Annotated in this window: 13 protein-coding genes; 7 read left to right on the top strand and 6 right to left on the bottom strand. The window is 61.7% G+C overall.

The annotated features are described in order from the left end of the window. Window positions 1–11: 11 nt before the first annotated feature. The 4 genes from ftsY to DTW90_RS13235 form a co-directional block, all read right to left on the bottom strand. On the bottom strand, window positions 12–1,589 hold the full coding sequence (gene ftsY / locus DTW90_RS13250; RefSeq protein ID WP_132522192.1) for a signal recognition particle-docking protein FtsY: 1,578 nt from the start codon (window positions 1,587–1,589) through the stop codon (window positions 12–14). Between the two features lie 13 nt (window positions 1,590–1,602). Continuing rightward, the gene (mtaB, locus tag DTW90_RS13245; protein WP_149338843.1) at window positions 1,603–2,877 is read right to left on the bottom strand and encodes a tRNA (N(6)-L-threonylcarbamoyladenosine(37)-C(2))-methylthiotransferase MtaB; all 1,275 of its coding nucleotides are present in this window, start codon (window positions 2,875–2,877) and stop codon (window positions 1,603–1,605) included. Continuing rightward, window positions 2,874–3,779: a diaminopimelate epimerase gene (gene dapF, locus DTW90_RS13240; RefSeq protein ID WP_149338841.1), complete on the bottom strand. Its 906-nt coding sequence runs from the start codon at window positions 3,777–3,779 to the stop codon at window positions 2,874–2,876. The genes mtaB and dapF overlap by 4 nt, the downstream gene beginning before the upstream one ends. 93 nt (window positions 3,780–3,872) lie before the next feature. Next, window positions 3,873–4,079, bottom strand: a complete 207-nt coding sequence (locus DTW90_RS13235) for a hypothetical protein (RefSeq protein ID WP_149338839.1) — start codon at window positions 4,077–4,079, stop codon at window positions 3,873–3,875. Here DTW90_RS13235 and DTW90_RS13230 point away from each other — a divergent pair. Then, the gene (locus tag DTW90_RS13230) at window positions 4,066–5,670 is read left to right on the top strand and encodes an ABC-F family ATP-binding cassette domain-containing protein (RefSeq protein ID WP_149338837.1); all 1,605 of its coding nucleotides are present in this window, start codon (window positions 4,066–4,068) and stop codon (window positions 5,668–5,670) included. The two genes, DTW90_RS13235 and DTW90_RS13230, sit on opposite strands and share 14 nt — an antisense overlap. An 18-nt stretch (window positions 5,671–5,688) precedes the next feature. Here the strand turns inward: DTW90_RS13230 and DTW90_RS13225 are convergent, their stop codons facing one another. Continuing rightward, window positions 5,689–5,919, bottom strand: a complete 231-nt coding sequence (locus tag DTW90_RS13225; RefSeq protein ID WP_132522184.1) for a hypothetical protein — start codon at window positions 5,917–5,919, stop codon at window positions 5,689–5,691. Window positions 5,920–6,277: 358 nt separating this feature from the next. On the opposite strand from DTW90_RS13225, the gene DTW90_RS13220 reads away from it, so the two are divergent. Then, window positions 6,278–8,236: an elongation factor G gene (locus DTW90_RS13220; protein WP_149338835.1), complete on the top strand. Its 1,959-nt coding sequence runs from the start codon at window positions 6,278–6,280 to the stop codon at window positions 8,234–8,236. A gap of 8 nt (window positions 8,237–8,244) precedes the next feature. Here the strand turns inward: DTW90_RS13220 and DTW90_RS13215 are convergent, their stop codons facing one another. Beyond that, complete coding sequence (locus tag DTW90_RS13215; RefSeq protein WP_149338833.1) at window positions 8,245–9,264, bottom strand: MBL fold metallo-hydrolase; 1,020 nt, start codon at window positions 9,262–9,264, stop codon at window positions 8,245–8,247. Window positions 9,265–9,577: 313 nt separating this feature from the next. Between DTW90_RS13215 and ffh the strand changes: the two genes are divergently transcribed. From ffh to trmD, 5 genes are all read left to right on the top strand, one after another. Next, a complete protein-coding gene (gene ffh, locus DTW90_RS13205; protein WP_149338829.1) occupies window positions 9,578–11,170 on the top strand; it encodes a signal recognition particle protein in 1,593 nt (530 codons plus the stop codon). Between the two features lie 17 nt (window positions 11,171–11,187). Beyond that, on the top strand, window positions 11,188–11,496 hold the full coding sequence (locus tag DTW90_RS13200; RefSeq protein ID WP_132522174.1) for a chorismate mutase: 309 nt from the start codon (window positions 11,188–11,190) through the stop codon (window positions 11,494–11,496). A gap of 49 nt (window positions 11,497–11,545) precedes the next feature. After that, entirely contained in the window at window positions 11,546–11,911 is a 366-nt protein-coding gene (gene rpsP, locus DTW90_RS13195; RefSeq protein WP_132522172.1) for a 30S ribosomal protein S16, read from the top strand. Window positions 11,912–12,032: 121 nt separating this feature from the next. After that, window positions 12,033–12,611, top strand: coding sequence for a ribosome maturation factor RimM (gene rimM / locus DTW90_RS13190; RefSeq protein WP_132522615.1), 579 nt, complete (start codon window positions 12,033–12,035; stop codon window positions 12,609–12,611). 3 nt (window positions 12,612–12,614) lie between these two features. Further along, window positions 12,615–13,325: a tRNA (guanosine(37)-N1)-methyltransferase TrmD gene (gene trmD, locus DTW90_RS13185; protein WP_149338827.1), complete on the top strand. Its 711-nt coding sequence runs from the start codon at window positions 12,615–12,617 to the stop codon at window positions 13,323–13,325. Window positions 13,326–13,536: the final 211 nt, after the last annotated feature.

Genomic DNA, 13,536 nt, shown 5'->3' with positions numbered 1-13,536 from the left:
GCTTTTCTTGCTTATGACGGTGTAATTCCTGCAATCGCCTGGGCAAATTCCTCCGCCTCGAACGGTTCCAGGTCATCCACGCCTTCGCCGACGCCGATGAAATAGACCGGCAGTTTGTGCTTGGCTGATATGGCGACAAGAATGCCGCCGCGGGCCGTGCCGTCAAGCTTCGTCATGATGAGACCGTTAACGCCGGCGACATTGCGGAAGATTTCCACCTGGCTGAGCGCATTCTGCCCTGTGGTCGCATCAAGGGTCTGCAGGACCGTGTGCGGGGCATCCGGGTCCAGCTTGCCGAGAACGCGGACGATCTTTTCGAGTTCCGCCATCAGCTCGGCCTTGTTCTGCAGCCGGCCGGCGGTGTCGATGATCAGCACATCGCTCTTCTTCGCCTTGGCCTGCTGGAAGGCATCGAAGGCAAGGCCGGCGGCGTCAGCGCCAAGCTTGGTGCCGATGAATTCGGATTTCGTGCGGTCGGCCCAGATCTTCAGCTGCTCGATTGCGGCGGCACGGAAGGTGTCGCCGGCCGCGACCATGACCTTCAGGCCGGCGCCGGAGAGCTTTGCGGCCAGCTTGCCGATCGTCGTCGTCTTGCCGGTGCCGTTGACGCCGACGACCAGGATGACATGCGGCTTGTGGCTGAGATCGAGCTGCAGCGGCTTTGCGACCGGCTTCAGCACCTTGGCGATTTCAGTCGCCATGATGCGGCTGACGTCTTCGCCCGACACATCCTTGCCATAGCGCTCGGAGGCGAGCGTATCGGTGACGCGCATGGCGGTCTCGACGCCAAGATCGGCCTGGATCAGGAGGTCTTCGAGATCCTGCAGCGTCTGGTCGTCGAGCTTGCGCTTGGTGAAGAGAGCGGCGATCTGGCCGGTGAGCTGCGACGAGGTACGGGCCAGGCCGGCGCGCAGGCGCTGGAACCAGGTGCGCTTGGGTTGGGCAATGACTTCTACCGGCTCCGGGGCGGCGGGGCCTGTCGCGAAGCCCTTGGGAAGGGTGGGGGTGGCGGGCACCTCGGTGGGGCTGTCACCCCCCTCTGTCCTGCCGGACATCTCCCCCACAAGGGGGGAGATCGGCTCGGGGTTGGCCCCTTGGCCCCCATCGTCGGTTTCGGGTGGATTCAGTGCTGCTTCAGCCGCCTCGGTGAGGGTGGCGTCATCCTCCAGATGATCTCCCCCCTTGTGGGGGAGATATCCCGAAGGGACAGAGGGGGGTATTTCCGCAGTTTCTGGGATGTCCGCTTCAGCTTCTGCCTCCAGCAGCGACAGCGGCACGACCCCCATGTCACCGATCTGGTCGACAAGAGGCAGAAGCGGTGGTTCCTCTTCCTCGGTCGGGGCAACAACCTCGGCATCGTCCTCGCCAATATCCGCAGCCGGCCCGCCAGCCGTGTCGATCTCCTCGGCGAGGACAGGATCGGCCGTCGCAACCGGCAGATCCTCATCGCGCGATTTCGGCTCAAGCTCGGCCTCGACGGCTTCAGGCACTTTCGTCTTCAGCGCTTCGTCGGCGATTTCAGGCGCCGGCTCTTCCGCCGGCTTGTCCCTGCCGAAGGTGAAGACTTTTTTGATGAAACCGAGGGCCATGAAAATTCCGGGATCAGGCCGCGTCGGCGGCCGCAAGTTGCATTTCTAGATGTTTGCCATTGTGGCCGGTGATCGTCACCGGCACAAGGTCGCGGGGCCGCAAACCGGGCGTGGCGACGAGGGTAAAGTTTTCCGTATGCGCCAGGCCGTTGTTTTCGACCAGCAGCCACTGCCGTGTTCCGACCATGCCGTCAAGATGGGCCAGATGCAGCGTCTGTCCAGTGGCGCGCAGGCGGGCGGCACGCTCCTTGACCAGCGCGCGGTCAAGCTGCGGCATCCGGGCTGCCGACGTGCCCGGACGCGGGCTATAGGGGAAGACGTGGAGATGTGCGATGCCAGCCTTTTCGGCGAGCCCAACGGCGTTTGCAAACATCTCCTCGGTTTCCGTTGGAAAGCCGGCGATCATGTCGGCGCCGAAGCTCGTCTGCGGCCGCAAGCGGCGCACATCCTTGACGAAGCGTAGCGCATCGGCGCGCGAATGCCGCCGCTTCATCCGCTTCAGGATCATGTCGTCGCCATGCTGCAGCGACAGATGCAGATGCGGCATAAAACGTGGCTCGTCGGCGATCAGGTCCATCAGATGCCGGTCCGCTTCGATGCTGTCGATCGAGGAGAGCCGCAGCCGGCGGATATCGGGCACCTGCTTCAGCAGGGCTTTTGCGAGCAAGCCGAGCGTCGGCTCGCCCGGCAGATCGGCACCGTAGCTCGTGGCGTCGACGCCTGTCAGCACGATCTCTGAGTAGCCGCTCTCGGTGAGCCGCCGGGCCTGATCGACCACCGCGCCCATCGGCACGGAGCGGGAATTGCCCCGGCCATAGGGGATGATGCAGAAGGTGCAGCGATGGTCGCAGCCGTTCTGAACCTGGATGAAGGCGCGCACGTGCCCGTCAATGTGCTTGATCATTTGCGGCGCGGTGCCGCGGACGCTCATGATGTCGTTGACGCGCAGCTTCTCTTCGGCCGACACGCCGAAATCGGGAAGGGCGCGGTAGGAATGGCTCGAAAGCTTCTCTTCGTTGCCAAGCACGGCATCGACCTCAGCCATCTCGGCAAAGGTTGCCTTCTCGGTCTGGGCGGCGCAGCCGGTCACGATGATGCGGGCATGCGGATTTTCGCGCCGTGCGCGACGGATCGCCTGCCGCGCCTGGCGCACGGCTTCGCCGGTCACGGCGCAGGTGTTGACGAGGATGGCGTTGTTGAGCCCGGCCTTTTCCGCCTGGGCTCTCATCACTTCGGATTCGTAGGTATTTAGCCGGCAGCCGAAGGTGATGACTTCGACGCCGCTCACCGCGCCTGAACCTCCTGCTCGGCGTCTCGCGTCCATTTGCCCGTTGAGGGATCGACCACGCCTGACCATTCCCATTCAGCCGGGCCTGTCATGACGACATGGTCGTCGCGCTCGCGCCATTCGATGGAAAGCGATCCCCGGTTGGGGCTGCTCGCCACTGTTATCGTGACCTTGCGGTCCGTACGGCCGGTGCGTGCGGCGCTGACGGCGGTTGCACAGGCGGCTGAACCGCAGGCAAGCGTAAGGCCTGCGCCGCGCTCCCAGGTTCGCGTTCTGACCGATGTCGGAGACGTGACCTGCGCCAGCGTGATGTTGGCGCGTTCTGGAAACATCGGATGGTTTTCGAGCAGCGGGCCGAAGCGGCCGAGATCGTAGGACATTACATCCTTGTCGACCCAGAAGATCGCATGCGGATTGCCCATCGACATGACCGACGGCGAATGCAGGATCGGATCGTCGATCGGCCCGATCTGCAACTCGATACGGCTGGTATCGTAAAATTCCTCGGCGAGCGGAATCCTGTTCCATTCGAAGACCGGCTTGCCCATGTCGACCGAAATCGTGCCGTCTTCATGCTCGACGGCGTTGAGGATACCGGCGACAGTCTGGAAGGTGAAGACCTTCTTGCCGGTCTCGGCGGCGAGCGCCTGGACGACGCAGCGCGTGCCATTGCCGCAGGATTGCGCCTTCGAGCCGTCGGAATTGAGGATGTCGATCCAGGCGTCCGTGCCATTCGCCTTCGGGTCATGGATCGCCATGATCTGGTCGAACTGCGTATCGGGATCGGCATTGAGCGCAATCGCGGCTGCTGGCGTCACCACATCCTTGCGGCCGCGCATGTCGACTACCAGGATCTTGTTTCCAAGCCCGTTCATCCGTGCGAATTCGACCGTATTGCTCATGGCATCATTCCGTTGCGTTTGCGCTGTATATGGCGGAAATGCGGGAGAATTACCAGTGGCGCGCCCGGTTTCGTGCGGAAGAAGTCCGCGCATTTATAATTCAAAAGGTGCAGGCAGGATGCCGGCCAATTCCTGCAAAGCCGATTGATCTACGGCCTCGCCTTGAAGGATCTGCCGTTTTCCCATAAATAACCGTCCATCCGCAATTTCAACAGGATGTGTGCAGCAATGGATTTCCGCCCGATCGCAACGCCGAAAAGCCTTGTCACCGGGAAAGTCTGTATCCATGCCTGCATCCATTGCGCTCTCCAATCTTTCATGGTCCACGCCTGACGGCCGGACGCTTTTTTCAAACCTCGATCTGAGTTTCGGGTCTGACCGCACCGGCCTTGTCGGCCGGAACGGTGTCGGCAAGTCGACGCTGCTGAAACTTGTGGCCGGCGATTTGCCCGCTGCGTCGGGCACCGTCTCCGTCAACGGCAGCGTCGGTATGCTTCGCCAGATCGTCCAGGTGCAGCCGGAGGAGACGGTCGCCGATCTCTTCGGCGCATCCGGTGCGCTGGAAATACTTCGCCATGCCGAGGCCGGCGAGGCGACGGCGGAGGAAGTTGCGTCAGCGGACTGGACGCTTGAGGCCCGCATTGCCTCCGCTCTTGCCCGGGCAGGGCTCGAGGCGCTGCCAGACACGCGTCTTGCCGCGTTATCCGGTGGGCAGCGGACGCGCGCGGCGCTGGCGGCGCTGATTTTCCGCGAGCCAGATTTCCTGTTGCTGGACGAGCCGACCAACAATCTCGATCGCGACGGCCGCATGGCTGTCATCGATTTTCTGGCGGATTGGCGGGCGGGGGCAATCGTGGTCAGCCATGACCGGGAATTGCTCGAAACCATGGATGTGATCGTCGAACTGACCTCGCTTGGCGCCGTCAGCTACGGTGGCAACTGGAGCCATTATCGCCAACGCAAGGCGCTGGAGCTTGCCGCGGCCGAACATGATCTTGCCGATGCGGAGCGGCGGGTCGCCGAGGTTGCCCGCAACGCGCAGGTGACAGTGGAGCGAAAGGCGCGTCGGGATCACGCGGGAAGGAAAAAAGCAGCCAAGGGAGACATGCCGCGCATCGTGGCCGGCGGATTGAAGCAACGGAGCGAAATGACCAGCGGTGAGAACGCTCGGTTGGCCGAAAGCCGACACGTCCAGGCGCTGGCAGATGCTGCCGCTGCGCGTGACAGGATCGAAATCCTGCAATCGCTCTCGGTCATGCTGCCGCCCACGGGGCTTCCGGCAAACAAGACGGTTTTGCGGATGGATGCGGTCGCGGCCGGCTATCAGCAGATGAAGCCGGTCATAAGGGATTTGTCTTTTGCGATCATCGGCCCTGAACGCATTGCTGTGACGGGGCCGAACGGTTCGGGCAAGACGACGCTTCTGGCGTTGATCGCTGGTCTCGTCGAACCATGGGCCGGCAAAGTCTCCGTCATGACGACGATGTCGATGCTCGACCAGAGGGTCAACCTTCTTGATCCGTCGCTGTCGATTAGAGACAATTTCAGAAGCATCAATCCGAGTTCGGACGAGAATACGTGCCGGGCAGCGCTTGCCCGCTTCATGTTCAGGGCCGATGCCGCGCTTCAGTCCGTCTCGACGCTCAGCGGAGGACAGCTGCTGCGCGCCGGGCTCGCCTGCGTCCTCGGGGCCACGCCACCTGCGCTACTCATCCTCGACGAACCGACGAACCATCTGGATATCGATTCCATCGCTGCCGTCGAGGCGGGGTTACGGGCCTATGACGGCGCGCTTCTCGTCGTCAGCCACGACGAGACGTTTCTCGGGAATATCGGCATATCGCGACGGTTGGAGCTGAGCCCTCCGCTGCCGGATGCGCCGCCAACCTGAGTAACTCCCAGCTCGCTATCAGTTTTCGGATTGAATATTGCCGGGATCGAAGGAACCGGCATGAGCCTCAAGAATAGCCGCGGTTATGACTTTGCGCAGTTCATAGACCAAAGATCTCGATTTCTTTCGATCGAGGTCCTGGGCGGCTTTTGCAAGGCTTAGTCCTTCGTTTAGAACTATCTGGTGCGCCCGCGCCAGTGCCCATGTTTCCACATCAGCTTGTAACATTTGAAATCTCCGCCGAATCATTCAGCATCACAGATATTCGCGAATCATTTTTCAGAATCATCTTATGAAGCAAGTAGAATCATAAGCGGATTCTTTTGCAAATGGTGTTTTGCAATTGCCTCGGCTCGGAACAGAAATTTTTCTAACATCAAGTCTCAGAAGATACAGTTGGCGGACAAGGCCAACATGTATTGCCGAAGAATAAGTTGGTTCTGGTTGCAGATGAGGCGCCGCGGAAGGTAGTGGCTGATAAAACCCCTTCTTGCCGACCGGGATGCACCTTCATATTTAAGAGATAATGCAAATATCTGGTGTTTTTCGCCGGGTGCAGGCATTCTTTGCTTTCGGATGCGTGCTTTTGGCTATGGGAGGATTGCCGATGCGATGCTTCACGGTACTTGGACCTTCGCAAACCGGAAAATCAACGCTTGTTGCGAAGCTGGCCTCACTTGACGGCCCACCCCGAAAATCCGTCTCTCCATATGGATCGAGCACAACGGAATTCGAATTCGCAGGCGAAACGTGGTGCGCGCTTGATACGCCAGGCACCAACGAGTCGCTGGCGCTGGCGCAGGACGCGCTCCTGGCAAGCGATGCCTGTATCCTTTGCGTGTCGCCGGCGCCGGACGAGGCCGTTCTGGCCGCTCCCTATCTCAGGGTCGTCGAGGCCTCGGGAATCCCCTGCATCCTGTTCGTTAATCGTATCGACGAGCCGCGAGGACGTATTCGCGACGTCATCGCTTCGCTGCAGGCCTATTCCGGCCATTCGCTCGTTCTCAGGCAGGTGCCGATCCGCGAGGGAGAGAAGATCGTCGGCAGCTGCGACCTGATCTCGGAGCGTGCCTGGCGTTACCGCGAGGGACAGCCATCCGCGCTGATCCAGCTTCCGGAAAGCGTCGCCGAGCGCGAACACGAAGCGCGGTCGGAGTTGCTGGAACAGTTGTCTGAATTCGACGACTGGCTTCTGGAGGAAATCGTCGAGGATCGGGAGCCGGCAAGCGATGCGCTCTTTTCGATCGCCTCGCGTGTCTTAAGGGAAAACCGGATCATTCCCGTGCTCTTCGGCGCGGCGTCCCACGCCAATGGCGTCAAGCGCCTGATGAAGGCGCTGCGCCACGAGGCGCCGCCGGTAGCAGCGCTCCGCGGGCGTCTCGCCGCGGCCGGTGGTGTCGAAGAAAGCGCACTGACCGCCGTCAGCTTTCATGCATATTATCGCGCCAATATCGGCAAGACGGTCCTGGTCCGTGCGCTCGCCGATGGGCTGAAACAGGGTGCTGCCCTGGGAGGCGCAGGTCTGGGCGCCGTGCAGGAAGCGGGAGCCGCCCGCCCGATCGCCGGAAGCATGTCCCCCGGTCATGTCTTTGCCGCTATCAAATCGGATCACCTGCCGGCACCGGCGCTGCTGACGGCGACTGCCGCCAAGGCTCCGCCCGAATGGACCGAACCGCCGACGCCGATGCTTGAGCGCATTCTCATGCCGGGCAGTGAACGCGACGAGACCAAGCTCTCGGCGACGCTTGCAAAGCTCGCCGAAACCGATCGCGGCTTGCGGGTGATGCAGGAGGAGGGCACCGGCGCAGCACTGATCTGTGCCCAGGGCCCGATGCATCTACGCGACCTCCGCAAGACCTTGTCGGAGGTTTTTCGTGTCGAGGTGACGGATCGATCGCCGAACCCCGTCTATCGGGAAACGATATCGAAGTCCTCGAACATCCATTACCGCCATCGCAAGCAGACCGGCGGTGCGGGGCAATTCGCCGACGTGCAGCTCAGCGTGCGTCCCAACGAACGCGGCCAGGGCTTTACCTTCGCCGAGACAGTGAAGGGCGGCACGGTTCCGCGAAACTACATACCCGCTGTCGAGGCCGGTGCTCGCGAGGCCATGGAGAAAGGGCCGCTCGGCTTTCGGGTGATCGATGTCGACGTGACCCTGACCGACGGCCAGTACCATGCGGTCGACAGCTCCGAATTCGCGTTCCGTGCAGCGGCGAAAATGGGCGTCAAGCAGGCCTTGTCACAGGCGTCAGCCGTTTTGATGCAGCCTGTCGCCCGGGTCGAAATCCATATCCCGTCGGTCTTTTCCGGCGGCGTGGTGGCGATCGTGTCGTCCCTGCGGGGGCAGGTGCTCGGCTTCGACCGCGATGAGAGCGCAAAGGGATGGGACATTTTCCGCGCGCTCGTTCCGGCCGGCGCGCTCGAGGAGTTGACGCGTGCGCTGCGCTCAGCAACGCAAGGCATCGGTTACTTCTCCAAAACCTTCGACCATTTCGAGGAGCTCTACGGCAAGGAAGCGGAGGCTATCGTCAACGCCCACGGCGCGGGGTCGCATCCAGGCTGACCCAAGCGTTACGGCTTTGGTACGTCGAACACTTCGCCTGCCCGCAGCGGACGAAAGCGCTCCGGCGCGATTTTCTGTTCTTGAAGCGCGACCTTAAGGGCCGTGACCGGCGCATCGATTGCCTCGTCGGTCAGCTGGAAGGTCGCGAAGTGATGCCCGGCCACATAGGCCGCATCGCAGAGCTGCATGCCGGTCACCGCCTCTTCCGGATTCTGGTGTTGCCCCTTCATGAACCAGCGCGGCTCATAGGCACCGAAAGGCAGGATCGCGAGGCGAAAGCCGCCATGCTTTTCCTTTGCCGCACCGTAGTTGATACCATCATGAAAGCCGGTATCGCCGACATGATAGATCTTGCCCGCCGGCGTGGAGATGACGAAAGCCGCCCAGAGCGCCATGCGGCGATCGCCAGTACCGCGTGCCGACCAATGGTGCGCAGGCTCGGCATCGATCAGGATATCGTTAGAAATTGCGATGCGGTCGCCCCAATCCATCACATCGATGCGCGCATCCGGCGTTGCGCGGCGAATGATCGTGTCGTTGCCGAGCGGCGTGACGATATGGGGCTCGTGTACTTTCTGCAGGCGCTTCAGTGTCGCCAGATCGAGATGGTCGTAATGATTGTGGGAGACCAGCACGAGATCGATCGGCGGCAGGTCCTCGAAACGGATGCCCGGTGGTACGACGCGCCTCGGGCCGATGAAGGAGAGAGGGCTGACGCGCTCGGACCAGACCGGATCCGTCAATATGTTAAGGCCCGCGACCTGGATCAGCATCGAGGCATGGCCGATCATGGTGATGCGCAGTCCGTCGCCATCGATTTTGCGCTCGGGCCTTGCGGGCGAAAAGGGGCTGGCAACGCTTTTCGGCCAGCGTGACCTGTTGCCGCTGAACTGCCATTTGAGCAGCGACCGGGTCGTGCCCGGTCCAACGCCATCGGGATTGAAGAAACGCGTGCCGTCGAAATGGTCTGATATCGGTCCCTGGTAATAGGGATTGCGCTTTTGTCCGCGAGCGGATTTGTCGGTCATGCCTTGCCGTTTCTTCAGTTCAAGTCGATGTGATCTGGGGTGAGGTCGACCGTTTTGAAAGCCCGGCAGGCGGCAAATCCCGCATTTTCGCCGCATTGGGTTGACTTTGGGGTCACTTTCCTGTTTATCGCGCCAATCTGCGACGAGCTTCAAGACTCCGAGCCGCCGACCGGGACTGCGATCCCGGAGGTCAACATCCGACAGCGCGATGCGCCCTCGGGTGGTTTTTGGCTTTGCGTCTTGTTTTCGTCAAGGAAAAGCACGACGTTTCGGGAACTCCAAAAACCTCCCCGAACGTATCAAGGAAGAGCCGATGTTTGAAAACCTCCAGGACCGTCTTGGATCCATTCTCAATGGACTGACAGGCCGTGGCGCGCTTTCGGAAGCCGATGTTTCCGCAGCGCTGCGTGAGGTTCGCCGCGCGTTGCTGGAAGCCGACGTCGCGCTCGATGTCGTGCGCTCCTTTACGGACAAGGTTCGCGAAAAAGCCGTCGGCGCCGAAATCCTGAAATCGATCAAGCCCGGCCAGATGGTCGTCAAGATCGTCCATGACGAGTTGATCGAGATGCTCGGTGGCGAGGGCGTGGGCGTTGATCTGCATGCGGTCGCCCCCGTCGTCATCATGATGGTCGGTCTGCAGGGCTCGGGCAAGACGACGACCTCGGCAAAGATCGCAAAGCGGCTCACCGACCGCGAAAAGAAAAAGGTGCTGATGGCGTCGCTCGATACGCGCCGTCCGGCCGCGCAGGAGCAGCTTCGCCAGCTCGGCGTCCAGGTAAATGTCGATACGCTTCCCGTCATCGCCGGCCAGTCGCCGACCGATATCGCCGCGCGCGCCGTTCAGGCAGCCAAGCTCGGCGGCCATGACGTCGTCATCCTCGACACCGCCGGCCGTACGCATATCGACGAGCCCTTGATGGTCGAAATGGCCGACATCAAGAAGAAGTCGAACCCGCATGAAATCCTGCTGGTCGCCGATAGCTTGACCGGTCAGGACGCCGTCAATCTCGCCCGCAATTTCGACGAGCGCGTCGGCATCACCGGCCTCGTGCTCACCCGCATGGACGGCGATGGCCGCGGCGGTGCTGCCCTTTCGATGCGCGCAGTGACCGGCAAGCCGATCAAGCTGATCGGCGTCGGCGAGCGCATGGGCGAGCTGGAAGAATTCCATCCCCGCCGTATCGCCGACCGCATCCTCGGCATGGGCGACATCGTCTCGCTCGTCGAGAGGGCGGCCGAAAACATCGATGCCGAGAAGGCGGCCGCCATGGCCGCCAAGATGGCCAAGGGCAAGTTCGATCTGAACGACCTCGCCGACCAGCTGCGCCAGATGCAGAAGATGGGTGGCATGGGCGGCATCATGGGCCTGATGCCAGGCATGGCCGGCATGAAGGACAAGATGGCTGCCGCCGGCCTCGACGACAAGCTGTTTGGCCGCCAGATCGCCATCATCCAGTCGATGACCAAGGCTGAGCGCGCCAATCCCGATATTCTCAAGCATTCCCGCAAGAAGCGCATCGCCGCCGGCTCCGGCACCGACGCTGCCGCCATCAACAAGCTTCTGAAGATGCACCGCCAGATGGCGGACATGATGAAGATGATGGGCGGCAAGGGTAAGGGCGGCCTGATGAAGCAGATGATGGGCGGCCTTGCCGGCAAGATGGGTCTTGGTGGCATGGGTGGCCTTGGGGGCGGAATGGGCGGCATGCCCGATCTGTCCAGCCTCGACCCGAAGCAGCTTGAAGCGCTGCAGAAGCAGGCGGAAGCCGCGGGGCTTGGAAAGCCCGGTGGCGGTCTGCCCGGTCTCGGCGGCGGCATGGGTGGATTGCCGGGTCTGGGCGGCGCCAAGCTGCCGGGCCTCGGTGGTGGTTTCCCGGGACTTCCCGGTTTGCCGAAGAAGAAGTGAAGAGGATCTACTGCCCCATGATTGATCCAGACATAAAAGCGCAGCTGGTGAACTATCGCCAGTCGATCGACAATATCGATGCTGCTCTCTTGCATATCCTGGCTGAACGGTTTCGCTGCACCAAAGCGGTCGGCGTTCTCAAGGCCAAGTACGACCTGCCGCCCGCCGATCCGGCGCGCGAGGAATACCAGATCGAACGCCTGCGCCGCCTGGCAAAGGACGCCGATATGGACCCGGATTTCGCCGAGAAGTTCCTGAACTTCATCATCAAGGAAGTCATCCGGCATCATGAACAGATCGCAGCGGACCACGCCGCGGCAAAGTGAACCATACCGCCTCACGAAGCGGTCAAAAAAAGCCTAAGGAGTAAAGAACATGGCACTGAAAATTCGTCTCGCCCGCGGTGGCTCCAAGAAGCGTCCGTACTACCACGTTGTTCTCGCCGATGCGCGCAGCCCGCGCGACGGCCGTTTCCTGGAGAACCTCGGTTCCTGGAACCCGATGCTCGCCAAGGACAGCGAAGGCCGCGTTCAGCTGAATGCCGACCGCATCAAGCACTGGCTCGAGCAGGGCGCCCAGCCGACCGACCGCGTTCTGCGCTTCCTCAACGAGGCAGGCCTTGCAAAGCGCGAAGCCAAGAACAACCCGGAAAAGGCAAAGCCGGGCAAGCGCGCTCAGGAGCGTGCTGCTGAAAAGGCACAGAAGGCCGCCGACGCAGCTGCTGCAGCTTCGGCCGAATAATATACGCCAGCAATGGCAAGGGGACGGGTGGCATGGCGACATGCCGCCCGTTTTTTGTTTGCCATTGGCACATGTCTATGAGACAGACGTCATTCACGACAACCAGTCCTCGGCCAAGACCATGACGAAGCTTGAAAATCCGGTATTGATGGCGACCATTGGCGCAGCCCAGGGCCTCAGGGGCGAAGTGCGCGCCCGTGCCTATACGTCCGATCCGACGGCGCTCGGCGATTACGGCAATCTTCATACGCTCGACGGTCGCACCTTCGAAGTTCTCGAAATCCGTGAAGCCAAGAACATGGTGGTCGTCCGTTTTCGCGGCATCAACGACCGCAATGCCGCCGAAGCGCTGAACGGGCTGGAGCTTTACGTCGACCGCGACAACCTGCCGGACGAAGAGCTTGATGACGACGAGTTCTTCTATGCCGATCTGGAAGGGTTAGAGGCCGTCGATGAGAAGGGCACGAGCTACGGGACGATCAGCGGCGTCTATGATTTCGGCGCCGGCGACCTGCTGGAGCTCAAGGGGCCGGGCAAGCGTCCGGTGCTCATTCCTTTTTCCGAAGCGGCTGTACTGGAAATCGATCTCGAAGGCGGCACGATTCTGATCGATCCGCTTGCCGCCGGCCTGGTTGACGCCCCCGAGGATATTGCCGGCATGAAGCCCAAGACGCCGAAGCCGGGCAAGTCGAAGAAGTAGGCCATGGCTTTCCGGGCAACCATCCTGACACTTTATCCGGAAATGTTTCCGGGGCATCTCGGCTTTTCGCTCGCTGGTCGCGCGATGGAGCGCGGGCAATGGTCGCTCGACACGCTGCAGATCCGCGATTTTACCACCGACAAGCATCGCACCGTCGACGACACGCCGGCAGGCGGCGGCGCCGGAATGGTGCTGAAACCGGATGTGCTTGCCCGCGCCATCGACCATGCGTCGGAGGGTGACAACCGCCCCCGGCTGCTGATGAGCCCGCGCGGCAAGCCGCTGACCCAGAAACGGGTGCGGGAACTGGCTGACGGAGAGGGCGTCATTATCGTCTGTGGCCGCTTCGAAGGCGTCGACCAACGGGTGATCGATGCGCGCGGGCTCGAGGAAGTGTCGATCGGCGACTACATTCTCTCCGGCGGCGAGCCGGCGGCGCTGACACTGCTCGACGCGATCGTTCGCATCCTGCCCGGCGTCATGGGTAATGATCTTTCCGGCCTGCACGAGAGTTTTGAAGGCGGGCTCTTGGAGCATCCGCACTATACTAGGCCGCAGGAATGGGAAGGCCGAGAAATCCCGGCTATTCTGACGTCAGGCAATCACGGCGCCATCGCCAAGTGGCAGCGTGAGGAGGCATTGAAACTGACGGCGGAGCGCCGGCCGGATTTGCTCGACAAGCCGGTGGCGCCTACCAAGTCCCCGAAGGATTGAAGCCGGACCCGATCGGCGTCTCTTCTCGAAGAATCCGGCCTGCCGCGTCACAAAAATGTCAGGCAAGGGATGACAAGCCCGGGGCTTTCGTGTAGTAGCGCACGCGGAAATGGGTAATAGCCCGTCTGCCAGCAAACAAAGAATGGCGAATTCGCTCCCGGCTGCAAGGCCAAATCCAGAGGCATGGACCAAAGGATGATCGTTGAGCGCT

This window comes from Neorhizobium sp. P12A (assembly GCF_008365395.1).
Classification (GTDB): domain Bacteria; phylum Pseudomonadota; class Alphaproteobacteria; order Rhizobiales; family Rhizobiaceae; genus Rhizobium.
The sequence above is the reverse complement of the archived record's forward strand: the minus strand, read 5'-3'. Positions and strand labels throughout refer to the sequence as shown.